The organism is Acinetobacter higginsii, from assembly GCF_000369525.1.
GTDB classification, from domain to species: domain Bacteria; phylum Pseudomonadota; class Gammaproteobacteria; order Pseudomonadales; family Moraxellaceae; genus Acinetobacter; species Acinetobacter higginsii.
The window spans coordinates 238,292-260,781 of sequence record NZ_KB850070.1 but is presented as its reverse complement, the minus strand read 5'-3'; the positions used below and the strand labels follow the sequence as shown (position 1 = coordinate 260,781).

Here is a 22,490-nt window from a genome sequence, read left to right as displayed (position 1 = left end):
CAAGATGGTAGTCATTCCCGTCCAGATTTTGTCTGAAATTGACAATGTAATTTGTAATCAAAAGTTTAATCATATCCTAAAACTTCAGAACTACTCATTCGTTGCGATGTCGGTAAACGATAGACCTGAGTTTCCAGTTCACCGTTCGCTTTAAGGCAGATATAGCGGTAACCAGGATGCTCTTCATCGAGTGCAAATTTATCGCTTCTTGGTTTGAATTGGATACAAGTTGAAGGGGTAGATAAAAATTCAACACCTTGCCATGTATTGATCGAATCTTGATGCACATGACCACAGACAATGGCTTTGACATTGGAGAATGGTTGGATTGTTTCCAACAGGTCTGAGGAGTTTTTGAGCTTATGTTGGTCAATCCATGCCGATTGCATCGCAAAAGGATGATGATGACAAGCAATCAGCACATGACGATCATGGTGTTTTGCAAGTAATTGGGTAAGTTGCTGCAATTGTGCGTCAGCAATTTTTCCATCAATACGTTTTGGTTGTGCGCTATTTAATAAAATAATGCACCATTGACCCAGCTCAATCACCGTTGGCTGAGTTGGATCTGTTTCATGAAATGGAAAATGCGCCACATCGTCATGGTTGCCCGGCGTATGGAAAAAGGGAATTCCCACGCTTTGCATATGTTGTACATAGCGTTTATATGTCAATGGTGTTGGCGATTGTGCCAAATCACCGGTGTGCACAATGAGGTCAATATGAGGATGTTGCTGGCGCATCAAGTCGATTACAGCATGAAAACTTTGTTCGGGCTGCATCCCGACAAATTCTAAATGTGGATACTCTAATAAATGTGTATCAGTAATCTGTATCATCACAAAATCTTGTTGCGATAATGATGAGACTTGGAAAGTCACCGTCGTTAGCCCCTTCAGATTTTTATCTTTGTTGTAGTTGTATATGTTGAGACAGCCACTGCAATGCCATGATTACAGGTGCGTTTCTCAACCGCCCGTTATTTAATAATGCTTCTAATGCGGAATAATCAAATAGATGAAGTTGAATATTTTCCCCTTCATCTGGCATCCCAAAAATGCCCCCGTCCTTTGGCAAATCAACTTCTGCTACATATAAATGAAAAAATTCAGAACATGCGCCAGCAGAAGGGTAGAAGCTAAATAAATGTTTTAATGTGGTGATCTCACAGCCAGATTCCTCTAGGCTTTCACGGCGGATACAGCTTTCAGGCGATTCATCTCCATCAAGTACCCCCGCGATGACTTCGAGTTGCCATGGCGACACTGGATCACTCAATGCACCGACACGAAATTGTTCAATCAGTGCAAAGCGTTGTTGTTGGTCATTATATAGTAAAACGCCAGCGGCTTCTGGACGATGAACCAATTCACGTTGAATTAAAGGTGAAAAATCTTCTCGGTGAAATAACCGATGTTTTAAACTCACTTTCTCAACTTGAATGAATCCTCGAAACAAAGGCTCTCGAGATTCTATCGTAACGTCGGTTGCTGAATAGCTGGCGTGGTCAAGAATAGTCATCTTCAATCAGGATGAGATTGTACATATCTCATCCTAACCGAGAATGATTCGCAGGAAAATCTTTTTTTAGTTGATTTACACCTTGTGGTACAATTTTTGACCATGTTCCTGATAAGCGGTTTTCATCGCATTGAGACCTGCTTCAACTTCTGTTTCGGCATCATTTGACTGCTTGGCATTGTGTTGATTTTGCGCGTAATCTCGCACATTCTGGGTGATTTTCATCGAACAGAATTTTGGTCCACACATCGAACAGAAGTGTGCAGATTTATGCGCTTCTTTGGGAAGCGTTTCATCATGCATGCTGCGTGCTGTGTCTGGATCTAAGCTTAAATTGAATTGGTCATCCCAACGGAATTCAAAGCGTGCTTTAGATAAGGCATTATCGCGGACTTGTGCGCCTGGATGGCCTTTGGCCAAGTCAGCCGCATGTGCTGCAATTTTGTAGGTGATAATACCGTCTTTGACATCTTTCTTGTTCGGTAAACCTAAGTGTTCTTTTGGTGTGACATAGCACAGCATCGCCGTACCGTACCAACCAATCATCGCAGCACCAATCGCCGAGGTAATATGGTCATAACCCGGTGCGATATCCGTGGTGAGTGGGCCAAGGGTGTAGAAAGGCGCTTCTTTACAGACTTCGAGTTGAAGATCCATATTTTCTTTAATCATATGCATTGGCACATGACCAGGCCCTTCGATCATGACTTGTACATCATGTTCCCAAGCACGATGGGTCAATTCACCCAGTGTTTTTAGTTCACTAAACTGTGCTTCATCATTGGCATCCTGAATACAGCCTGGACGTAGACCATCACCTAAACTGAAGGACACATCATAGGCCTTCATGATTTCGCAGATTTCATCAAAATGCGTGTACAAGAAGTTTTCTTCATGATGGGCTAAGCACCATTGCGCCATAATCGAACCACCACGAGACACTATGCCCGTGAGACGATTTGCAGTCATGGGTACATACCGCAGTAATACGCCTGCGTGAATGGTGAAGTAGTCAACGCCTTGTTCGGCTTGTTCAATCAAGGTGTCTTTAAAGATTTCCCAGGTTAGGTCTTCAGCTACACCATCGACTTTTTCGAGTGCTTGATAGATCGGTACAGTTCCGATTGGAACAGGTGAGTTACGGATAATCCACTCACGGGTTTCATGAATATTTTTACCTGTCGATAAATCCATGATGGTGTCGGCACCCCAGCGGGTTGCCCACGTCATCTTCGCGACTTCTTCATCAATAGATGAACCAAGTGCAGAGTTCCCAATATTGGCATTAATCTTCACCAAAAAGTTACGACCAATGATCATCGGTTCGCATTCTGGGTGATTAATATTGGCTGGAATAATGGCACGACCTGCAGCAATTTCCTGACGGACAAACTCAGGTGTAATCTCTCTTAAGTTTTGTGCACCAAAGTTTTGCCCTGGATGCTGACGCATATCCACATTTTCACGTTGGCGCTGGTTCTCACGAATGGCGATATATTCCATTTCAGGGGTAATAACACCTTGCTTTGCATAGTGCATTTGCGTGACATTTTTGCCTGATTGTGCGCGACGTGGGTTTTGAATGTGGGCAAAACGGATTTCAGCTGTACGAATATCTTTTAAACGTGCTTGACCAAACTCAGAGCTAAGACCAGAAAGTACATCGGTATCTTGGCGTTCTTCAATCCATGTTTGACGCACTAAAGGTAAGCCTTTGTTCAGGTCGATTTGTACATTTGGATCGGTATATACGCCTGAAGTGTCATAGACCATGACGGGTGGATTGTGTTCACCACCTAAGCCAGTCGGCGTTTCGGTTAAGCTAATTTCGCGGAAGGGAACTTGGATATCAGGGCGAGAACCTTCAACATAGACTTTTCGAGATGCAGGTAATATTCGGGTTAAATCTTTTGCAGCTTGCTCATGTTGAGCAGAAATATCAGCAGGGGAAAGATTCGTTAATTGGTTCATGGCATGATCCTTATGTATGGCATTAACGAATCAAGCACGACCAAAAACCATGGCGGATTCACCTCGTGAATGAGATAAATGCAGGCGAAGTTTTTGTTGGGCTTGATTCCTACGCAGGTGTTAACCTGATCAGGTTCAACGGTACTTATCTTTAAATTGCGTAATTAAGATAATCTCAGCAGTTTGTTAACTGCGCTCCGTCAAGCTAGGCATTTAGACTAACAGATTTTTTATTTTTGTTGTATCAATTCACACCAATCAACTGGGGCCGAATCCGTGCTATTGTCATAAAAGTTTCATCATTTCTATGTTTTAATCACCAATCATTTTTTCCATGTGTCTAGTGGAGGCATACTGTGAGCCCAAGCAATCCTGTGTTAAGTCATCATATTTCTTCACAATTTAATGAAGACTTGCAAGATGTTCACACCAAGTTTATGACCATGGGTGGATTAGTGGAGCAACAAGTTGCTAACTCAATTCATGCTTTATTAGACACAGATGCGAACTTAGCCATTGATGTGCAGTTTAAAGACAATGCAGTGAACCAATTTGAACGTGATATTGATGAAGGCTTAACCTTAATTCTCGCACGTCGTCACCCTGCAGCAATTGATTTGCGTATGGTGATTGCAATGAGTAAAGCTAATACCGATTTAGAGCGTATTGGTGATGAAGCTGCAAAAATTGCACGCATTGCGCAAAACCTGTGTGAAGAAGGTGAGTCTCCTCGTGGTTATATGGAAACACGTCATATTGGAAACCAAGTACGTGTCATGATTCATGATGCATTGGATGCTTTTGCGCGTTTAGATGTAGAACAAGCCTTGAAAGTGGTGATGGCGGATGTCGATATTGACCGTGAATATCAATCTGCAACTCGTACCTTAATGACCTATATGATTGAAGATCCGCGTCATATTTCACGTGTCATTAATGTGATGTGGGTACTGCGATCATTAGAGCGCATCGGTGATCACGCACGTAATATTTCAGAACAAGTCATTTATATGGCGAAAGGTACTGATGTACGTCATACCAGTATTGAAGAAATTGAACAGAAAGTGCATCAAAAATAATGGTAAAAGTAAAATAATCACTGACCGCTCTAACTAGAGCGGTTTTTTAATTTTGAGAGAGGTGTAATAAAAAAATCCCAGACTTCGGGGGAAAGTCTGGGAGAGAAATATCATGCGTTACGTGAGATATCAATGTATCTCTTTGTCCTTCTGAATATAACTATAAACACGCTACCCGAAAGAGTCATGTAGACAAGTGTGTATACTCTGTAAGGCTTTATTACTTATGTAAATATCATGTAAAAGAGAGCTGAAATACAGCTCTCTTTTTACAGTAGGATGAGACAAAACGACTTATTTTTGTTCAGTCCAACCTTCCGCTTTTTCTACGCTTTCATCGTTATTAAAGAACTTCTCACGTTGTTCTTCGAGGAACTTTTTGGCATCGGGTTCAAATACATTCAAACGTTTTTCATTAATCAGCGTGGTTTGATGTTTTAACCATTCTTGCCATGCCTGTTTTGAAACTGTTTCAAAGAACTCTTGGCCTTTGGCGCCTGGAAATGGCGCAAAGTCTAAACCTTCAAGCTCTTGTTTGTATTTGCGGCAAAGTACTTGTCTAGTCATCATAAATCCTTAAGCGTATAACTGTTCTAGGCGAGTGTGCGCACGGGCAATCGCAGCTTCAACTTGTTTTGGAGACGTTCCACCAATGTGATCACGTGCATTCACAGAAGCTTCTAGCGTCAATGCTTTGTCAAATACATCTGCTGTGATCAAATCAGAGAACTGTTGCAGTTGTTCCAGTGTCAATTCAGATAAATCTTTTTCTTCTGCAACGCCTAAAGCCACGGCTTTACCAACAATTTCATGGGCATCACGGAAAGCAACACCTTTTTTAACGAGGTAGTCTGCAAGATCGGTTGCAGTTGAGAAACCACGTAAAGCGGCTTCACGCATAATTTCGATATTTGGCACTAAGGCTGGAACCATATCGGCAAATGCCATCAATGAACCACGCACGGTATCAATTGCATCAAACAATGGTTCTTTGTCTTCTTGGTTGTCTTTGTTATAAGCCAATGGTTGGCCTTTCATTAAAGTTAATAGGCTAATTAAGTCACCAAAAACACGACCTGACTTACCACGTACTAGTTCAGGTACATCTGGGTTTTTCTTCTGTGGCATGATGGATGAGCCTGTGCAGAAGCGATCAGGAATATTCACGAACTTGAATTGTGCCGAAGTCCATAAAATAAGTTCTTCAGACATACGTGATAAATGCATCATGATCAAAGATGCGGCTGCATTAAATTCAATGGCAAAGTCACGATCAGAAACTGCATCTAATGAGTTTTCTGAAACTGCTTCAAAGCCAAGAAGTTCAGCTGTGTAAGCACGATCAATCGGATAGGTTGTTCCAGCTAACGCTGCTGAACCAAGTGGCATACGATTCACACGTTTACGACAGTCTTGTAGACGCTCTGTATCACGGACTAGCATCTCAAACCATGCTAATAGGTGATGACCAAAGGTCACTGGTTGAGCCGTTTGTAGATGAGTGAAACCTGGCATAATCGTGTTGGTATTTTTACTTGCCAGACTGAGTAAGCCTTTTTGTAAACGCAGTAATAAACCTAAGATGTCATCAATTTCATCACGCAAATATAAGCGGATGTCAGTTGCAACTTGGTCATTACGGCTACGGCCTGTATGTAATTTTTTACCTGTAATGCCGATACGTTGAGTCAAACGAGACTCAATGTTCATATGTACATCTTCTAAATCAATACGCCATTCAAAGTTGCCAGCTTCGATTTCAGCTTGAATAGTGCTTAAGCCTTGGATAATGTCATCACGTTCAGCTTCAGTGAGGACGCCAACTTTGGCAAGCATGGTTGCATGTGCGATTGAACCTGCAATATCTTGTTTATAAAAACGTTGGTCAAATTGCACAGATGCGGTAAATTCTGCAACAAAAGCATCAGTTGCTTCAGAGAAGCGACCACCCCACATTCCAGAGGTTTGATTTGGGCTTGCTGCAGAAGAGGATTGAGAATATGTGGTCATGGCGGCTCAGCAAAATAAAAAAGAGTATAGCAAATCCAAACACAGTTGCCGAAACTCGACGTAAGAAGTTATCGCAAACTCGTCAGGGGAATCCATCAGGCTCCTATTTTTTTACGAAAATTGGGCAATGGCAATACTTATTAGAATTAATTGTTGCAAGTAATGTCTTGGCGATGGTGTTGGCTTTGGCTGAAGCTCGCTCATGGCAAGCCTTAGAGGGCTTCCGTGTACTGCAATATATGGTTTTTATTAATTGGGTGATTTTGTCTTTCGCAACACTAGTTGATTATTTTAAGGATTTTTTTGCTAAGTTTAGTCAGAAAGTCGCCTTGATAATGGGCTTTGTACTGTTGCAACTGATTGTACTGTTGACCACCTGTGCGATCAATATTATTCAATATTGGGCTGCACGTTCAGGTTCATTTTCAGAGGAGATCTTATTTCATGGGAGCAGTTTACATTTAAGCTATGGGGTTTTGTTAGGCGCTTTCTGTTTGCGTTACTTGTATATGCGTGAGCAATGGATGAATCAGCAATATAGTGAATTGAATGCACGAATTCAGGCGATGCAGGCACGCATTCACCCTCATTTCTTATTTAATAGTATGAATAGTGTGGTGAGCTTAATTGCGATTGACCCTGAAAAAGCTGAAAATATGTTGATTAATTTGTCGCGTTTATTTCGAGCGAGTTTTCAAGAACTGAAGTTGGTGAGCTTGGCTGAGGAAATTGACTTATGTCAGCAATATTTAAGTATAGAAAAGATGCGTTTAGGTGCCCGTTTGAATGTAGAATGGAACATACAGGCGACACCCATTGAATTAAAACGAGTGACGATTCCGTTATTAACGTTGCAACCTTTGCTTGAGAATAGTATTTTTCATGGGGTGGAGAAAGTTTTGCAACCTTCGACCGTTAGCGTATTGGTTGAAATATTGCAAAATCAAGTCAGTATAGTCATTACTAACCCTTATTCTCACGATACAATAAAATCGAGAAAGGGAAATGGTATTGCGATAGACAATGTGAAGCAGCGCCTGAAAGCTTATTATGGGCAAACGGTTAAGTTTCAGATTTATGGGGGAACGTCGTTATATACGACGGTGGTGAGCTACCACTATCGAGTAAAATAATAAGTCAAGTTAACCATAAAAAATATGGATGAAGTTAACGGTGACAAGGAGGAGAGGATGAGAGTTCTGATTGCTGATGATGAGCCTCTCGCAGTAGAGCGTTTGTCACGTTTAGTGACCCAGATGGGGCACGAAGTCATTGCGACGGCGCATCATGGTCAGGATGTGTTAAATCATATTGAAAACGACTCACCTGATGTCGTTTTATTAGATATTCAAATGCCAGGAATGAATGGTTTGGAATGTGCTGAACAACTCAATCAGCTCAATCCTAGACCTGCGATTATTTTTTGTACGGCATATGATCAACATGCATTGGAAGCATTTAAATTTCAAGCACAAGGATATTTACTTAAACCTGTTGCACAACAAGATTTACAACAGGTGTTTAATCATTTAACTCACCTTACACAAGCACAAATGACTGGTTTAAAACAACAAGACGATATGTACGATACCAAAACACAACGCCATCAAATTGCTGCGAAAACCTATCGCGGGGTAGAACTGATTCCATTGGAAAATGTTTATTATTTTTTAGCAGATCAGAAATATGTCACTGTTCGCCATAAAAATGGCAGTGTGCTGATTGATGAAACATTGAAAGACTTGGAATTAGAATTTGCAGACCGCTTTATCCGCATTCATCGTAATGCCTTAGTTTCGCTCGACTATCTCGAAGGGCTGGAGTTGGTGGCCGCTGGGCAATATCAGGTGCGTTTGCGTGAGTTGGAGGAGCGATTGTCGGTCAGCCGTCGCCACTTGCCGAGTTTAAGAGAGTGTATGCATCAATTATAAAACCCCACTTTTCAGCTGAATGATTGATCACTTTATGAATTTTTACTTGCAATTTCAGGTGATCAAGTTAAGTTTGGAACAATTGCTTTGATCAATACTTAACTTGAATTTATGAAAACCTTAAAAATTGCGACTCGACAAAGCCCTCTTGCACTTTGGCAGGCGGAACATATTCGTTCTCGTTTAAATGCGCTTTATCCGGATTTAACGGTTGAATTGGTTAAGTTTGTCACCCAAGGCGACAAGATTTTAGATACACCGTTAGCTAAAATTGGTGGTAAAGGTTTATTCGTAAAAGAGCTGGAAGCGGCATTGCTGGATGGTCGTGCGGATTTGGCTGTACATTCAATGAAAGATGTACCGATGCATTTACCAGAAGGTTTAAGCTTGGCGGTGATCTGTGAACGTGAAGATCCTTTAGATGCATTTGTCTCAAACCAATACTCACATTTTGAGGAGTTGCCACAAGGTGCGAAGGTAGGTACATCGAGCCTACGCCGTAAGTGTCAAATTTTACAGCTCCGCCCTGATTTAGAGATTATCGATTTACGTGGAAATGTGGGGACACGTTTAGCTAAGCTGGATGATGGTTTGTATGATGCGATCATCTTGGCCAGCGCTGGTTTAAAACGTTTAGGTCTCGCGGATCGAATTCGTCATTGCTTAACACCAGTTGTAAGTTTGCCTGCGGTGGGTCAAGGTGCACTTGGTTTAGAGTGTCGCACGGATGATGTGGAATTATTAAAATTGATCCAACCCTTGCAGCATGAAGAAACCTCGATTTGTGTGCGTGCAGAACGTGCCTTTAATGCCTATCTTGAAGGCGGTTGCCAAGTGCCGATTGCAGGTTATGCAATCTTGGCCAATGATCAATTACACATTGAAGGGCGTGTTGGTAGTGTCGACGGCAAGACTTTGCTGAAAGAGCAATTGGTTGGTGCAACAGTCGATGCTGAGCAACTGGGGGAACAGCTCGCTCAGCGATTGCTAGCGCAGGGTGCGGGTGAATTGCTCAAAGCGTTGTATTAATGCTGTTTATTAATACACGTCCTGATGACCGTGCTTCTGTTTTAACTCAAGCATTGAGCGAGGCGGGTTATCAGGTTGAAGCATTACCTTTGCTTGAATTGGTTGCAGAGCCTTTTTCTGAAGCTTTGCAACAACTTTACTTCGCCTTGGCTGAGACTCAAGTGATTGTGGTGGTTAGTCCGACTGCTGTTGAGATTGGGGTGCGCTATTTGCAGCAAGCGGGATTACACCTTGATCAGCTTAAACATATCCAATGGGTCGCAGTGGGGCAAGCTACAGCAAAGGCTTTAGCCCAATTTAAAATAGCAAGTGTTGTTCCTGAGGTAGAAACTTCCGAGGGAATGCTGGAGCTTCCCCTCCTAAAACAGCAGATGCATTTAAACAAAATTGCATTTTGGCGTGGTTTGGGAGGGCGGCAGTTTATGATGCAGCAATTGCAGCAACAAGGTGTTGAGATTCTGAATTTTGTGCTCTATCGCCGCCAATGCCCAGAACAAAGTTTTACCAAATTTCCTGAAATTGTAAAAACAATAAGTTTAAATCAGCCTGTTGCGGTATTGATTAGTAGTGAAGCAAGCTGGAATTATTGGCAGCAGCTATGTGCTCAGCATGCATGTGCGGCAGCGTGGGTTTATTTGGTTTTAGGCTCACGTCTGGCTCAGATTCTGAGACAGGTACGGGACCAGACGGCTCAAGGATTTAACATTATTCAGCTTGAAAATTTATCTGCATCAGAGATCATTCAACGCATGAGTGATTGGCAAGGACATGTATGAGAAAAATTGGTTATCTAATATTAGGATTGAGTTTATTGTGGTTAGCTAAACTCAGTTACGATGTTGCGCAATATTCTCAAACTGTACCGCAGTTACAACAGCAATTAGATCAAACCGAGCAGCGTTATGCTTTATTGAATGATCAATTTGTTGCAGTACAACGCCAGTTGCAAAATACCAGCTCGGTAGAGCCTACAGATAGTGTCTCCATCCCGACTACGGTGACAGGGATTGCACCAGTTATTTTGATTAAGCAGCAAATGCAATTGGTTCAATTTGCATTGGATCAACAACAGTTTATCTATGCGTTGGATCAACTCAATCAAGTGCAACAGCATGTTGTGCAATATGCAGTATCTCCTGCGTTACAACATAGCTTGGTTAAGTCGATTGAGCAGGATAAACAAGCCATTCAACAATATGTATTGAGTCAGACACAGCAGCAACAACAACTGGATAATTTGTTGCAGCAACTAGATCAAAAGATTCAACACGAACTCCGAAATCCGAAAGTGTCTATGACCAAAAATGAAACGGCATCGTGGTGGCAGTGGTTCAAATTAGAAAAAGTACAGCGCAACTCACCTGACTTGATGAATCGTAATATTAGCTTGAAAGAAGCACAATTACGTTTGTTACTCGCTTCTCAAGCCTTAAAACAAGGGCAACGAACAGAATATCGAAAATCTATTCTGGAAGTGATGCAATTACTTGCTGAATTTCCAGATCAAAATAGCCAACAAATGAAATTACGCTTAGAGAAAATTTCAAATCTACCTGTAGTACCAACACCGAAATTAACCACACTGGGTTTGTTGGGATAAGGCATTATGAAACGTTTACTGTTGATTTATGTGCTTGCAAGTTTGGTGCTATTCGCACTGTTTTCTGTATTGAGTTATGGCTATGGAAATGGCTATGTCTATATCTATTGGCGAGATTGGCAATTTCAAACGGGTGTTTTAGGACTCATTGGACTATTTATTCTGATCAGTTTATTGGCACAATTAACTTGGTTATTCGGTAAACGTTATCTTGCCCGCGAGCAGCGAAAAAAAGAAACGATCCTTCACTTTAAAGATTTGCATCCTTATGAGCAGCTTGGCATTGTTTGGTTGTTGGAAGCGGCGAAAGATCAGCAAGTGTTTATTGAGCGGGTTTATACTCAGTCAGGATTGCTTAATCATATTATTGATGCGCAATTTGATTATAAGAATGGTGATTATGAAACTGCCTTGCAGAGTTTGGAAAAATCTGCACCGATGGCATTTGAGCTAGCTGAATTACAACGCATAGATATTTATCTTGAGCGGCAGGAAACACAGAAAGCGCTGACCCATCTAGAGTTTCTTGCTCAACATCAGCTTTCTCCGTGGTTGAATGAGATTGAAACAGCTTATCAGCAACGTATTACTGCATTATGGGGGAAGCTTGCCTTACAAGAGCCGTGGTTATTCTTGCAAACAACCCAATACGGTTTGTTAGATGCAGAACATCGTGACTTATGGTTACAGCAGTTACTTATACGATTTGATCAGGCTTCTGTGGATGATCTTGCTGCATTACAGCAACGTTATCTGGTTTTACAGGATGAGATTCAAACTCGTCCATACAGTAGTAAAGTCCTCTGGTTGAAATTATTGGCACGTATGCCAGAAATGAGTTTGCAGCATGAAGATCTGGCTTTGCATTTATTGCAAGATCAGTTTGATCCAGAAGTATTTTATCTGTGGTTCCAGCAACAATTATTGAAGCAGACTCCAGATTATGCCTATGTCGAGCAGCGCATTATGCAGCTTGAACAGCGTTATACCAGTGTGCCGATGCTTAGCTTTGCAAAATGGCATATTTATGTGGCAACACAACGACAGGCAGAAGCAGAGCAATTATTAACTTTATATCCAGATAATATTTTAATGAGCTATTTAAGGATTAAATCTACTTTGGGTGATAATCCTGATTTAATCAGGCAGTTAAATTTAATATTTGAAAATGATGTGAATTTTCTTAATTTTAAGATATGAGTGAAAATATGAAGGAACTGTCTGTCTATCCGGTTGTGCTTAAGCAAACGGTTGCTTGGGGAGATATGGATGCTTTTGGTCATGTAAATAATGTGCAGTATTATCGTTATATCGAGAGTGCACGCATTGCTTATTTAATGGCGTTGAATATCTTTGATCAGGATATATTGACAGTCGTTGCATCAAGCCAATGTAAATATTTAAGCCCGGTATTCTACCCTGATGTGCTACATATTGGTGCGAGGATTGAAGAGTTAAGAAATAGCGCTTTTCGTATGCATTATGTGTTATGGAGTGCAACACAGAATCAAGTGGTCGCGACTGGTGAGGCGGTTATGGTCTGTGTTGATAAGCTAACTTCAAAAAAATTAAATATCCCAGATACGATTAGGCAAAAGATAATTCAACTCGAGCAAAGCGTGGATCACTCTTTAATATCTCATTAATTATTATAAAGACGATTATGTCTATTTTTGTTTGATTATATAGTAAATTCATATAATAAGGTTCAAGTACGCTGCTTCTGAAAAATTGGTGTATTTGAACCTTGATAAGCCCAATAAAATTAGAATTTTTTAGATAAAATTAAGAGTAAATTAATATAAATCGTATTGCTACTAGTCTGCTATTCACTTTTATAAAATATGTTTTTATATAACACGGCTGCTTTTTTGGGGTTTATTGTAAATAAAATGCGATTTAGTGCTTGATATATGATTAAGTGGGGTAATCTTATATTGATTATTTAATCATTTATAAATTAATATTGAATCGAATTTGAAATTCATTTTATTTTTTGAGTGATATATTTCCCCTATTAAGTCGGAGTGGTTCTAATGAAACCAGATATTAGCGAGTTATCTGTAGAAGATTTAAAACGTTTACAAGCTGAAGCTGAAGCTTTAATTGCGAGTAAAAAAGATCAAGCAATTGAAGATGCATATAATCAAATTATTGCAATTGCAGATGCGATTGGCTTCAGTGTTGAAGAATTATTGGAAGTGGGCGAGCAAAAGCGTAAGAAAACAACGCGTAAAGCAGTAGAGCCACGCTACCGTAATAAAAGCAATGCTGAAGAAACTTGGACTGGTCGTGGTAAACAGCCACGCTGGTTAGTTGCTGAGTTAGAGAAAGGCGCAAAACTTGAAGATTTCTTAATCTAAACAAGTTTAAAAGTCATCGTTCTGTCATACGATGACTTTATCCTTTATTAAAAGCCAGGCTTAAAAAGCTTGGTTTTTTTATATGAGAGAATTGGCGATGTTGAAAAAGTATGCATAATGTCATTCAGGGGGCGATTGTCTCAAAAAGGATGATATTTGCATGTTGGTAAGGGTGGAATGAAGAAAAAAACCAAGCAATGGAGATGGTGGCTTTTCGCCATTTTTGCATTTTTAATTTTTATTATTTTACAAATTCCAGCAACATGGTTAATTGCGAAATTTTCAAAAGATAATCAATTATTACACAATGTTAGTGGCAATATCTGGCAGGGGCAAGCAGATTGGCAGCGCGGTCAATTGCGTGGATCGGTGCATTGGAAAACCCGTCCCCTCGATTTGCTGTTACTACGCGTTGGCGCAGATCTCGATATTCATAGTGGTAATACCCAGTTCAATGGAATTTTTGCCTATGGTTTAGGTCAAAAAATGATGATCAAAGACCTGCAGGGTAAAATTTCACCTGAAACATTAAAATATTTTGCCAACTGGCAGTGGCCTGAAAATTCAATTCAACTGAAAGACGTACAATTGAATTATCAAAAAGAAAAAGGCTTTAGTGCGACAGAAGGTCAATTGAATTGGGGTGGTGGCGCGTTGAGCTATACTTTTGGTCAGCGTCAGGACCGTATGAATATGCCATCTTTAGTGGCTGATCTGAAAGATGAAAATGGGCAGTTAAAAATTGATGTCCGCGATCAACGTCAGCAGAAAATGGCAAATTTAAGCCTAGATACAAATTTGATGTTGGATGTGCAGCTAACACAAAGGATGCTGTTGAATATTCCATCTTACCAAGGTAAGGCTGGGCTAGATACTTATGTGATCAGTTCGCGTCAGCCACTGCTGCAAGGTGGTTTCTAATGAAAGCAATCACTCAAAAAATGCAACAACTGCGTTGGCAAAAGCTGGACAAGCTCAGTGGTCTGATTTTAGCACTACTCATCTTGTGGTTATGTTGGAAACTGGCTTCTTTATTTTGGTGGGTAGTTGCGCCGCCACAACCGATGCAATTTGATCGGGTTGATCTAGGCTCACAACAAGCTCAAGTCCCTAATATTAGCTCCTTTGCGCTATTTAATGAGCCGGCAGCGACCTCGGCAGATGATAATGTTAATTTGGAATTGCAAGGTGTATTGTTAGGTCAACCCAATTACTTGTCTTCTGCTGTGATTAAATTGAATGATACTGCTGAACGTTATCGTGTTGGTGAAACGGTGGGATCAACGTCATATCAACTGGCAGAAGTGTATTGGGATCATGTGATCTTGAAACAAGGCAATGGTGCTACCCGAGAAGTTAAATTTAAGGGATTGGATAAAGGTTTATATCAACCCATTGCACCCGTACTTAATAGTGCCAATAATGTTCAGCCTCCAACTGTTGCACCGACACAGAACACACCACAATCCGCTTTAGGTCAGGCAATTCAACAAATGCAGGACAATCGCGATCAATATCTGAAAAATATGGGAGTGAGCGGGGGTGGCACAGATGGTTATGAAATATCGGATAAGACGCCATCGAATTTAAAAAATACCTTGGGTTTGCGTTCTGGTGATCGTATTCTATCGATCAATGGTCAAAGCGTCGGGCAGGGACTCAACGAAGTACAATTATTAGAGCAAGTACGTCGTGAAGGGCATGCCAAAATAGAAATAAAACGTGGTGATCAAGTGATGACCATACAACAAAGTTTTTAGTGATCACACGTCACACATCAGTTAGGAATAAGTGCAGGTTATGGCTTTTTTAAATCATCAACGTCCACTTTGGGCATTACTTGCCGCAGCACCTTTGGTTGCGACAATCAGTACCAATGTGCAAGCACAAACATGGAAGATTAATCTACGTGATGCAGACTTAACCGCATTTATTAATGAAGTTGCAGATATTACTGGGAAGAACTTTGCTGTTGATCCTCGTGTGCGCGGTAATGTGACGGTTATTTCCAATAAGCCTCTCAATAAAGATGAAGTATATGACCTATTTTTAGGTGTACTCAACGTTAATGGTGTTGTGGCACTTCCATCTGGGAATACGGTTAAGCTTGTACCAGATAGCAATGCGAAAAACTCTGGGATTCCTTATGACGCACGTAGTCGCGCAGGGGGTGATCAGATTGTAACGCGTGTGATTTGGTTGCAAAATACCAATCCGAATGATTTGATTCCTGCATTACGCCCGTTAATGCCACAATTCGCACATTTGGCGGCAGTTGCTGGCACCAATGCTTTAATTGTTTCTGATCGTGCAACCAATATTTATCAGCTCGAAAATATTGTGCGTAATTTGGATGGTACAGGGCAAAATGATATTGAGGCGATTAGCTTACAATCAAGCCAAGCTGAAGAAATCATTGGCTTGTTGGAGACAATGAGTGCAACAGGTGCATCGAAGGACTTTATTGGTTCACGTGTACGTATTATTGCGGATAATCGCACCAATCGGATTTTGATTAAGGGTGATCCAGATTCACGTAAACGCTTACGTCAGATGATTGAAATGTTGGATGTACCGTCAGCAGATCGTTTGGGGGGGCTTAAGGTCTTTCGTTTGAAATATGCCAGCGCCAAGAACTTGGCTGAGATTTTACAGGGTCTGGTAACAGGGCAATCTGCGTCATCATCATCGTCCTCGTCAAATAGTAATAACCGATCTAACTCGATTAATAACCTGATCTCGAACAATCAGAACTCAAGTTCATCAACAGGTTCTTCTGTTTCGACACCTTCAATTAATTTAAATAGCAATTCGAATAATAGTCAGAACTCAGGTATCACCAGTTTTAATCAGGGCGGTGTCAGTATTATTGCCGATCCAACACAAAACGCGTTGGTGGTGAAAGCTGATCCTCAGTTGATGCGTGAAATTGATGCAGCGATTCAGCAATTGGATACACGTCGTCAGCAGGTGTTAATTGAGGCTGCGATTATTGAAGTGGTTGGAACTGATGCAGACCAATTGGGTGTGCAATGGGCAATGGGTGATTTAAATAGTGGTGTTGGGCTAATCAACTTTTCCAATGTTGGATCAAGTTTATCTAAAATTGCGGCTGGTTATTTAACGGGTGGCGCAGCTGGTGCTGGTGCTGCTCTGGGTACTGGTGCTGCAATTGGTTTAGGCAAGTATAAAGAAGGCAGCAATGGTTCTCGTCAACTCTATGGTGCACTGATTCAAGCATTAAAAGAAAATACCCAATCGAATCTTCTTTCTACACCATCCATCGTAACGATGGATAATGAAGAAGCTTATATTGTTGTGGGGCAAAACGTTCCTTTTGTCACGGGCTCTGTGGCAACGACTGGCAATAGTACTGTGAACCCATATACAACGGTTGAGCGTAAAGATGTTGGTGTAACCCTGAAAGTTGTTCCGCATATTGGCGAGGGTGGTTCAGTCCGTTTGGAAGTCGAACAGGAAGTTTCCAATGTGGAAGGGAAAGGTCAGGCCGCGGATTTAATTACCAACAAGCGGGCAATTAAGACCTCCGTATTGGCAGATCATGGGCAGACAGTGGTATTGGGTGGCTTGGTCGTTGATAATGCAACGATGGGACGCCAAGGTTTACCGATCCTCAGTGATATTCCTTATGTCGGGCGTTTATTTCGCGCGGATTCAAAGAGTAAAGAAAAACGTAACCTGCTGGTCTTTATCCATCCAACCATTGTTGGAGATTCGGATGATGTGAGACGTTTATCTCAACAGCGCTATAATCAATTGTATAGTTTGCAATTAGCAATGGATAAGAATGGTAATTTTGCTAAGTTGCCAGAAAATGTTACGGATATTTATAATCCGCAACCCGCAATAGTGAATTCACCTTATCAAAAAGTTCCAACCGCGACTCAAGCTAAAAAAACAGTGGTAGTGACAACACCAGTTGCGATTGAAGAACCTTCAGTACAGCAGAAAACGGTGCAACTTCCAGTCAAGGAAACAGAGCGTAGTAAAAACACAGTGACCACTACGACAATCCGTCCAGCGTCTTCACAGTAGATGCACAGAAGCGCTTATGTCACAATGTTATGATTGCAAGAAATTATATAAGGATATGCATCTATGACTTGGAAATTGCAAGCCATTACAGGTGAATTTACGGGGCAAGAACTGAATGTCGAACGTGACATGTTGGTGGGGCGACACCAAGATGCCGATATTTTGTTGCAATCAGCGGATATCTCGCGTCGTCATGCAGCTTTAGTGTTAAAAGATAAGCAGCTTTGGGTACAAGATCTCAATTCGTCAAATGGTACATTTATCAACGATGTGCGTGTTGAGCAGGAAACCGAATTACATGATGGCGATATCGTGCAATTTGCCAGCTTTGTATTCTCTGTACTTGCGCCAGCGACAGCTGAAATTGAATTACCTGAAATTGAGATTGAGCCTGTAACGGCTGCATCACATGATCAAGGTATGCCAAGCATTGCTGAGCGAGCAGTTGAAACACCGATCAGTCGTGATGGTATGCCACAACAGGTTGGTATTCCAAAACCTGCTCCAATTCCAGAAGGTGTGAGTGTTCAGGCGGTTCCTGAGCCACAGCCTGTTGTAATCGATGAGCCTGTTTCACGCGTTGCTCAGGAAAAAGAGCAACAAAAAAATGCTTCGGTAGGTTTGATTTCGATTGTTGTACTGATCATTTTAGCAGTGATTGCTTGGCTGTTCTTTAAATAATCGGGCGAAGCTTCTACAATCAAGGCATGCCCACGTTGGTATGCCTTTTTCATTTCTTGGGTCGAAATATATGTCTGTTGCTCAGTTACAAAGCCGTAATTTAGTTTTATTTGATCTGGATGGGACACTGGTAGATTCCGCCGCTGATCTATATCGAGCGATGAATTTGAGTTTAGAAAAACTGGGCTTCGCGACAGTGACTGAAGCGCAAGTTCGTGTTTGGGTCGGAAAGGGTGCAGCTAAACTGTGTGAGGCTGTGTTGGAGCATTTGTTTGGACACGTTAGTGCGCAACAGCAAGAACAACTCCTCAGTACATTTGTTGACGTCTATGCTCAGGAACTCTGTGTAAATACTCAAGTCTATGAAGGGGTTCTGCCTTTTTTAGACTATTGTCAAAATCATGATATTGCCATGGCATGTGTCACCAATAAGCCTGAACATTTAGCGAAAGGCATTTTGGATATTCTGCAATTGAGTCCTTATTTTAAAATGGTTGTTGGTGGTGATAGTTTAGCTGAACGTAAACCACATCCCTTGCCATTGTTGCATTGCGTGCAAGCTCAGAATACGACAACGTCAGCGACATTGATGATTGGTGATTCAAGTAATGATGTTGAAGCGGCAAGACGTGCAGGTATTGATTGTATTGTGGTCAGCTATGGCTATAATCATGGAGAGAGTATCTATGACTGCCAGCCACAACAAGTGGTCGATCGTTTGGTGGAATTGGTTTAAGCAGATTGAATAAGGAGATAGGTGAAGATGGTTATGGTTTTTCGATGGCGGGCTTGAGATAGCACTAAAGAAACAACGCACAGAAATTAAAACCATAGAGAAGATTCATGACCACATTCGTACAATTTGAACAATTAAAAGCAGCCGGCTATAACACCATTCCTGTTTACCGCCAACGTTTAGCGGATACTGAAACGCCACTTTCTGTTTTTGCACGTTTTAAACAACAAAAACAAGCTTATCTATTTGAGTCTGTCGAAGGTGGGGAAAACTGGGCGCGATATTCGATGATCGGCCTAGGTGAGTCGACTGTTTTTTCATGCAATGCAGGTGTACTCACCATTCAACAGGCAGATGGTACGGTTAAACAGCAAGCTTGTGTTGATCCCTTTGACTATATACGTGAGTTTCAAAGCCAGTTTAAAGTTCCGACTCAAGTTGAATTACCTGATCTACCAAGCTTTACTGGAGGATTGGTGGGCTATTTAGGCTATGACGCTGTACGTTATATTGAACCAAAACTGAAAAACGTACCTGCTGCTGATCCTGTAACACTACCCGACCTTTGGTTGATGCTCTCCCAAACCGTGATTGTGTTTGATAATTTAAAAGATACCCTATTTTTAATTCATCATGCCGATGTGAATCAGCCTGATGCTTATGCTCAAGCTCAGCAAAAGCTGGATCAGCTTGAGCAGTTACTCGCAATACCCGTCAGCTTGCAGGCAAAACCACATACTGCACCGCATTTTGAATCGATCACAGGCAAAGCAAAATTCCTTGAGACGGTTGAAAAGGTCAAAGAATATATTCGTGCTGGAGATGTGATGCAGGTAGTGCCTGGACAACGTATGGTGTCTGATTTTGATGGTGAAGCCTTGCAGGTGTATCGTGCATTACGCCATTTAAATCCATCGCCGTATTTATTCTTGGTACAAGGACAAACCTTAACGGATCAAAAGCCGTTCCATATTGTGGGTTCGTCACCGGAAATTCTTTCTCGCTTAGAAAATGGCATCGCAACCGTACGCCCTTTGGCGGGCACACGCCCGCGAGGTAAAACCAAAGAAGAGGATCTTGCTTTGGAGCAAGATCTATTGGCGGATGAAAAAGAAATTGCAGAACATCTGATGTTGATTGACCTGGGTCGTAATGATGTGGGACGTGTTTCTAAAATTGGGAAAGTGCAAGTCACGGATCGTATGGTGATCGAACGTTATTCACATGTTATGCATATTGTCTCTAATGTACAGGGTGAAGTCCGTGATGATGTAGATGCTTTGGATGTGTTTAAAGCAACATTTCCAGCGGGGACACTTTCAGGTGCGCCAAAAATTCGTGCCATGGAAATCATTGACGAAGTTGAGCCTGTGAAACGTGGTGTATTTGGCGGCGCTGTTGGATATTTAGGCTGGCATGGTGAAATGGACATGTCGATTGCGATTCGTACTTGTGTCATTCGTGATAAAAAGGTCTATGTGCAAGCAGGAGCAGGGCTGGTTGCGGACTCAAATCCTGAATCTGAATGGAATGAAACCCAAATAAAAGCTCGCGCAGTGATCAAAGCGGTTGAATTATCGTCAAACGGATTGATTTTATGAGTTTTTAGCGATTTTTTTGAAAAAAGCACTTGCATCGATTCAGAGTTTTGCTAAACTGCACACCGTTCCGATACGAAACGTACGAAACACTAAGAAAGAGCCGGCATAGCTCAGTTGGTAGAGCAACTGACTTGTAATCAGTAGGTCCACAGTTCGAATCCGTGTGCCGGCACCATCTTAAAAGTGTGGTAGTATAAAGTGAAAGAACAGCACTGTGTAAGTGTGATATGGTGAGATTCCCGAGCGGCCAAAGGGGGCAGACTGTAACTCTGCTACGAAAGTTTCGAAGGTTCGAATCCTTCTCTCACCACCATCTAACTTCGATTGAAGTGGTCAGTACCAACATGCGGGAGTAACTCAGTTGGTAGAGTGGCAGCCTTCCAAGCTGCATGTCGCGAGTTCGATCCTCGTCTCCCGCTCCATCGAAGATGTCGCTCTTATAGCTCAGTGGTAGAGCACTCCCTTGGTAAGGGAGAGGTCTCGAGTTCAAATCTCGATAAGAGCTCCAGATATACAGTTTAGTGGTTATTCCACAAGTTTTTAAAGAAGCAGGCTATTATAGTCTGCTTTTCAAGTATTAGGTGTCTAGTTTTTTAGGCGAATGTCGATAAAGAAGGTTTTTCAGGGTTGTTTTTCTCTAAACTGGTGTCGACGTAAACGAGGAAAATCAAAATGGCTAAGGCTAAGTTTGAACGTAATAAACCACACGTAAACGTGGGTACAATTGGTCACGTTGACCATGGTAAAACAACTTTAACTGCTGCGATTGCAACTATCTGTGCAAAAACTTACGGCGGTGAAGCGAAAGATTACTCACAAATCGACTCAGCTCCTGAAGAAAAAGCACGTGGTATTACAATTAATACTTCACACGTAGAATACGATTCTCCAATCCGTCACTACGCTCACGTAGACTGCCCGGGCCACGCCGATTATGTTAAAAACATGATTACTGGTGCTGCTCAGATGGACGGCGCGATCCTTGTATGTGCTGCGACTGATGGTCCAATGCCACAAACTCGTGAACACATCCTTCTTTCACGTCAGGTTGGTGTACCTTACATCATCGTATTCTTGAACAAGTGTGACCTTGTTGATGATGAAGAATTACTTGAATTAGTAGAAATGGAAGTTCGTGAACTTCTTTCTACTTATGACTTCCCAGGTGATGACACTCCAATCATCCGTGGTTCAGCGCTTCAAGCATTAAACGGTAACGATGGTCCTTATGGCGAGAAAGCTGTAATCGACTTAGTTGCTGCACTTGACTCTTACATCCCAGAGCCAGAACGTGCGATCGATAAAGCATTCTTGATGCCAATTGAAGACGTATTCTCTATCTCAGGCCGTGGTACAGTTGTAACTGGTCGTGTAGAAGCTGGTATCGTAAAAGTTGGTGAAGAAGTTGAAATCGTAGGTATCAAAGATACGGTTAAGACTACTGTAACTGGCGTAGAAATGTTCCGTAAATTGCTTGACGAAGGTCGTGCAGGCGAGAACTGTGGTGTTCTTCTTCGTGGTACTAAGCGTGAAGACGTACAACGTGGTCAAGTACTTGCTAAGCCAGGTACAATCAAGCCGCACACTAAATTCGATGCAGAAGTATACGTACTTTCTAAAGAAGAAGGTGGTCGTCATACTCCATTCCTTAATGGTTACCGTCCACAGTTCTACTTCCGTACAACTGATGTAACTGGCGCGATCAAATTACAAGATGGCGTAGAAATGGTAATGCCTGGTGACAACGTTGAGATGTCAGTAGAGTTAATCCACCCGATCGCAATGGACCCAGGTCTACGTTTTGCGATCCGTGAAGGTGGTCGTACTGTAGGCGCGGGTGTTGTTGCTAAAGTAACTGCATAAGCCCAATACCATGTGTTACACTCAAATCGAAAGCTCCGGCTTTCGATTT

General features: G+C 41.7%; 21 protein-coding genes, 4 tRNA genes and 1 riboswitch. Of the genes, 20 read left to right on the top strand and 5 right to left on the bottom strand.

What is annotated here, in order from left to right:
* Positions 1–65 precede the first annotated feature (65 nt).
* The 3 genes from cpdA to thiC form a co-directional block, all read right to left on the bottom strand.
* Positions 66–881 (bottom strand): 3',5'-cyclic-AMP phosphodiesterase, encoded by an 816-nt coding sequence (gene cpdA / locus F902_RS01770; protein ID WP_005200572.1) that lies wholly within the window; start codon positions 879–881, stop codon positions 66–68.
* 22 nt (positions 882–903) lie between these two features.
* Positions 904–1,521: an NUDIX domain-containing protein gene (locus F902_RS01765; protein WP_005200570.1), complete on the bottom strand. Its 618-nt coding sequence runs from the start codon at positions 1,519–1,521 to the stop codon at positions 904–906.
* Positions 1,522–1,596: 75 nt separating this feature from the next.
* Positions 1,597–3,492 carry a phosphomethylpyrimidine synthase ThiC gene (thiC, locus tag F902_RS01760; RefSeq protein WP_005200568.1) on the bottom strand — a complete coding sequence of 632 codons (1,896 nt, stop codon included), beginning with the start codon at positions 3,490–3,492 and terminating at the stop codon, positions 1,597–1,599.
* Between the two features lie 89 nt (positions 3,493–3,581).
* Positions 3,582–3,702, bottom strand: a riboswitch (TPP riboswitch).
* A gap of 146 nt (positions 3,703–3,848) precedes the next feature.
* Here thiC and phoU point away from each other — a divergent pair.
* Positions 3,849–4,571: a phosphate signaling complex protein PhoU gene (gene phoU / locus F902_RS01755; RefSeq protein ID WP_004802187.1), complete on the top strand. Its 723-nt coding sequence runs from the start codon at positions 3,849–3,851 to the stop codon at positions 4,569–4,571.
* A 294-nt stretch (positions 4,572–4,865) separates the two neighbouring features.
* Here the strand turns inward: phoU and F902_RS01750 are convergent, their stop codons facing one another.
* Together F902_RS01750 and argH are read right to left on the bottom strand one after the other, a co-directional pair.
* On the bottom strand, positions 4,866–5,138 hold the full coding sequence (locus F902_RS01750) for an oxidative damage protection protein (RefSeq protein WP_005154766.1): 273 nt from the start codon (positions 5,136–5,138) through the stop codon (positions 4,866–4,868).
* A gap of 9 nt (positions 5,139–5,147) precedes the next feature.
* Positions 5,148–6,581 (bottom strand): argininosuccinate lyase, encoded by a 1,434-nt coding sequence (gene argH / locus F902_RS01745; RefSeq protein ID WP_026057471.1) that lies wholly within the window; start codon positions 6,579–6,581, stop codon positions 5,148–5,150.
* On the opposite strand from argH, the gene F902_RS01740 reads away from it, so the two are divergent.
* The 19 genes from F902_RS01740 (at position 6,572) to tuf (ending at position 22,441) form a co-directional block, all read left to right on the top strand.
* Positions 6,572–7,714 carry a sensor histidine kinase gene (locus F902_RS01740; protein WP_005200566.1) on the top strand — a complete coding sequence of 381 codons (1,143 nt, stop codon included), beginning with the start codon at positions 6,572–6,574 and terminating at the stop codon, positions 7,712–7,714. The genes argH and F902_RS01740 overlap by 10 nt on opposite strands.
* 57 nt (positions 7,715–7,771) lie before the next feature.
* On the top strand, positions 7,772–8,512 hold the full coding sequence (locus F902_RS01735; protein ID WP_004802194.1) for a LytR/AlgR family response regulator transcription factor: 741 nt from the start codon (positions 7,772–7,774) through the stop codon (positions 8,510–8,512).
* 111 nt (positions 8,513–8,623) lie between these two features.
* Entirely contained in the window at positions 8,624–9,541 is a 918-nt protein-coding gene (hemC, locus tag F902_RS01730; RefSeq protein ID WP_005200565.1) for a hydroxymethylbilane synthase, read from the top strand.
* Positions 9,541–10,317, top strand: coding sequence for a uroporphyrinogen-III synthase (locus tag F902_RS01725; protein WP_005200564.1), 777 nt, complete (start codon positions 9,541–9,543; stop codon positions 10,315–10,317). Before hemC ends, F902_RS01725 begins: the two co-directional genes overlap by 1 nt.
* Complete coding sequence (locus tag F902_RS01720) at positions 10,314–11,141, top strand: hypothetical protein (RefSeq protein ID WP_005200563.1); 828 nt, start codon at positions 10,314–10,316, stop codon at positions 11,139–11,141. The genes F902_RS01725 and F902_RS01720 overlap by 4 nt, the downstream gene beginning before the upstream one ends.
* 6 nt (positions 11,142–11,147) lie before the next feature.
* The gene (locus tag F902_RS01715; RefSeq protein WP_005200561.1) at positions 11,148–12,341 is read left to right on the top strand and encodes a hypothetical protein; all 1,194 of its coding nucleotides are present in this window, start codon (positions 11,148–11,150) and stop codon (positions 12,339–12,341) included.
* 8 nt (positions 12,342–12,349) lie between these two features.
* Entirely contained in the window at positions 12,350–12,787 is a 438-nt protein-coding gene (locus F902_RS01710; RefSeq protein WP_005200560.1) for an acyl-CoA thioesterase, read from the top strand.
* Between the two features lie 390 nt (positions 12,788–13,177).
* Positions 13,178–13,504 carry an H-NS histone family protein gene (locus tag F902_RS01705; protein ID WP_004802206.1) on the top strand — a complete coding sequence of 109 codons (327 nt, stop codon included), beginning with the start codon at positions 13,178–13,180 and terminating at the stop codon, positions 13,502–13,504.
* A 177-nt stretch (positions 13,505–13,681) separates the two neighbouring features.
* Complete coding sequence (gspN, locus tag F902_RS01700; RefSeq protein ID WP_005200559.1) at positions 13,682–14,425, top strand: type II secretion system protein N; 744 nt, start codon at positions 13,682–13,684, stop codon at positions 14,423–14,425.
* Positions 14,425–15,264: a type II secretion system protein N gene (locus F902_RS01695; RefSeq protein ID WP_004802210.1), complete on the top strand. Its 840-nt coding sequence runs from the start codon at positions 14,425–14,427 to the stop codon at positions 15,262–15,264. The genes gspN and F902_RS01695 overlap by 1 nt, the downstream gene beginning before the upstream one ends.
* 40 nt (positions 15,265–15,304) lie before the next feature.
* Positions 15,305–17,560: a type II secretion system secretin GspD gene (gene gspD / locus F902_RS01690; RefSeq protein WP_005200558.1), complete on the top strand. Its 2,256-nt coding sequence runs from the start codon at positions 15,305–15,307 to the stop codon at positions 17,558–17,560.
* A 63-nt stretch (positions 17,561–17,623) separates the two neighbouring features.
* Positions 17,624–18,241 (top strand): FHA domain-containing protein, encoded by a 618-nt coding sequence (locus F902_RS01685; RefSeq protein WP_005200557.1) that lies wholly within the window; start codon positions 17,624–17,626, stop codon positions 18,239–18,241.
* A gap of 70 nt (positions 18,242–18,311) precedes the next feature.
* Positions 18,312–18,977, top strand: coding sequence for a phosphoglycolate phosphatase (locus F902_RS01680; protein WP_004802217.1), 666 nt, complete (start codon positions 18,312–18,314; stop codon positions 18,975–18,977).
* A gap of 107 nt (positions 18,978–19,084) precedes the next feature.
* The gene (gene trpE, locus F902_RS01675; protein ID WP_005200555.1) at positions 19,085–20,578 is read left to right on the top strand and encodes an anthranilate synthase component I; all 1,494 of its coding nucleotides are present in this window, start codon (positions 19,085–19,087) and stop codon (positions 20,576–20,578) included.
* A gap of 99 nt (positions 20,579–20,677) precedes the next feature.
* Positions 20,678–20,753, top strand: a tRNA-Thr gene (locus tag F902_RS01670).
* Positions 20,754–20,807: 54 nt separating this feature from the next.
* Positions 20,808–20,891: transfer RNA gene (locus F902_RS01665), tRNA-Tyr, on the top strand.
* 33 nt (positions 20,892–20,924) lie between these two features.
* Positions 20,925–21,000, top strand: a tRNA-Gly gene (locus F902_RS01660).
* A gap of 11 nt (positions 21,001–21,011) precedes the next feature.
* Positions 21,012–21,086: transfer RNA gene (locus tag F902_RS01655), tRNA-Thr, on the top strand.
* 164 nt (positions 21,087–21,250) lie between these two features.
* The gene (tuf, locus tag F902_RS01650; protein WP_004802222.1) at positions 21,251–22,441 is read left to right on the top strand and encodes an elongation factor Tu; all 1,191 of its coding nucleotides are present in this window, start codon (positions 21,251–21,253) and stop codon (positions 22,439–22,441) included.
* Positions 22,442–22,490: the final 49 nt, after the last annotated feature.

Excerpts from the sequence above, each read along its gene's own strand:
- F902_RS01765 (WP_005200570.1), bottom strand. The coding sequence starts at position 1,521 with ATGACTATTCTTGACCACGCCAGCTATTCAGCAACCGACGTTACGATA.
- thiC (WP_005200568.1), bottom strand. The coding sequence starts at position 3,492 with ATGAACCAATTAACGAATCTTTCCCCTGCTGATATTTCTGCTCAACAT.
- F902_RS01750 (WP_005154766.1), bottom strand. The coding sequence starts at position 5,138 with ATGACTAGACAAGTACTTTGCCGCAAATACAAACAAGAGCTTGAAGGT.
- F902_RS01740 (WP_005200566.1), top strand. The coding sequence starts at position 6,572 with ATGTGGTCATGGCGGCTCAGCAAAATAAAAAAGAGTATAGCAAATCCA.
- argH (WP_026057471.1), bottom strand. The coding sequence starts at position 6,581 with ATGACCACATATTCTCAATCCTCTTCTGCAGCAAGCCCAAATCAAACC.
- F902_RS01735 (WP_004802194.1), top strand. The coding sequence starts at position 7,772 with ATGAGAGTTCTGATTGCTGATGATGAGCCTCTCGCAGTAGAGCGTTTG.
- hemC (WP_005200565.1), top strand. The coding sequence starts at position 8,624 with ATGAAAACCTTAAAAATTGCGACTCGACAAAGCCCTCTTGCACTTTGG.
- F902_RS01725 (WP_005200564.1), top strand. The coding sequence starts at position 9,541 with ATGCTGTTTATTAATACACGTCCTGATGACCGTGCTTCTGTTTTAACT.
- F902_RS01720 (WP_005200563.1), top strand. The coding sequence starts at position 10,314 with ATGAGAAAAATTGGTTATCTAATATTAGGATTGAGTTTATTGTGGTTA.
- F902_RS01715 (WP_005200561.1), top strand. The coding sequence starts at position 11,148 with ATGAAACGTTTACTGTTGATTTATGTGCTTGCAAGTTTGGTGCTATTC.
- F902_RS01710 (WP_005200560.1), top strand. The coding sequence starts at position 12,350 with ATGAAGGAACTGTCTGTCTATCCGGTTGTGCTTAAGCAAACGGTTGCT.
- F902_RS01705 (WP_004802206.1), top strand. The coding sequence starts at position 13,178 with ATGAAACCAGATATTAGCGAGTTATCTGTAGAAGATTTAAAACGTTTA.
- gspN (WP_005200559.1), top strand. The coding sequence starts at position 13,682 with ATGAAGAAAAAAACCAAGCAATGGAGATGGTGGCTTTTCGCCATTTTT.
- F902_RS01695 (WP_004802210.1), top strand. The coding sequence starts at position 14,425 with ATGAAAGCAATCACTCAAAAAATGCAACAACTGCGTTGGCAAAAGCTG.
- gspD (WP_005200558.1), top strand. The coding sequence starts at position 15,305 with ATGGCTTTTTTAAATCATCAACGTCCACTTTGGGCATTACTTGCCGCA.
- F902_RS01685 (WP_005200557.1), top strand. The coding sequence starts at position 17,624 with ATGACTTGGAAATTGCAAGCCATTACAGGTGAATTTACGGGGCAAGAA.
- F902_RS01680 (WP_004802217.1), top strand. The coding sequence starts at position 18,312 with ATGTCTGTTGCTCAGTTACAAAGCCGTAATTTAGTTTTATTTGATCTG.
- trpE (WP_005200555.1), top strand. The coding sequence starts at position 19,085 with ATGACCACATTCGTACAATTTGAACAATTAAAAGCAGCCGGCTATAAC.
- tuf (WP_004802222.1), top strand. The coding sequence starts at position 21,251 with ATGGCTAAGGCTAAGTTTGAACGTAATAAACCACACGTAAACGTGGGT.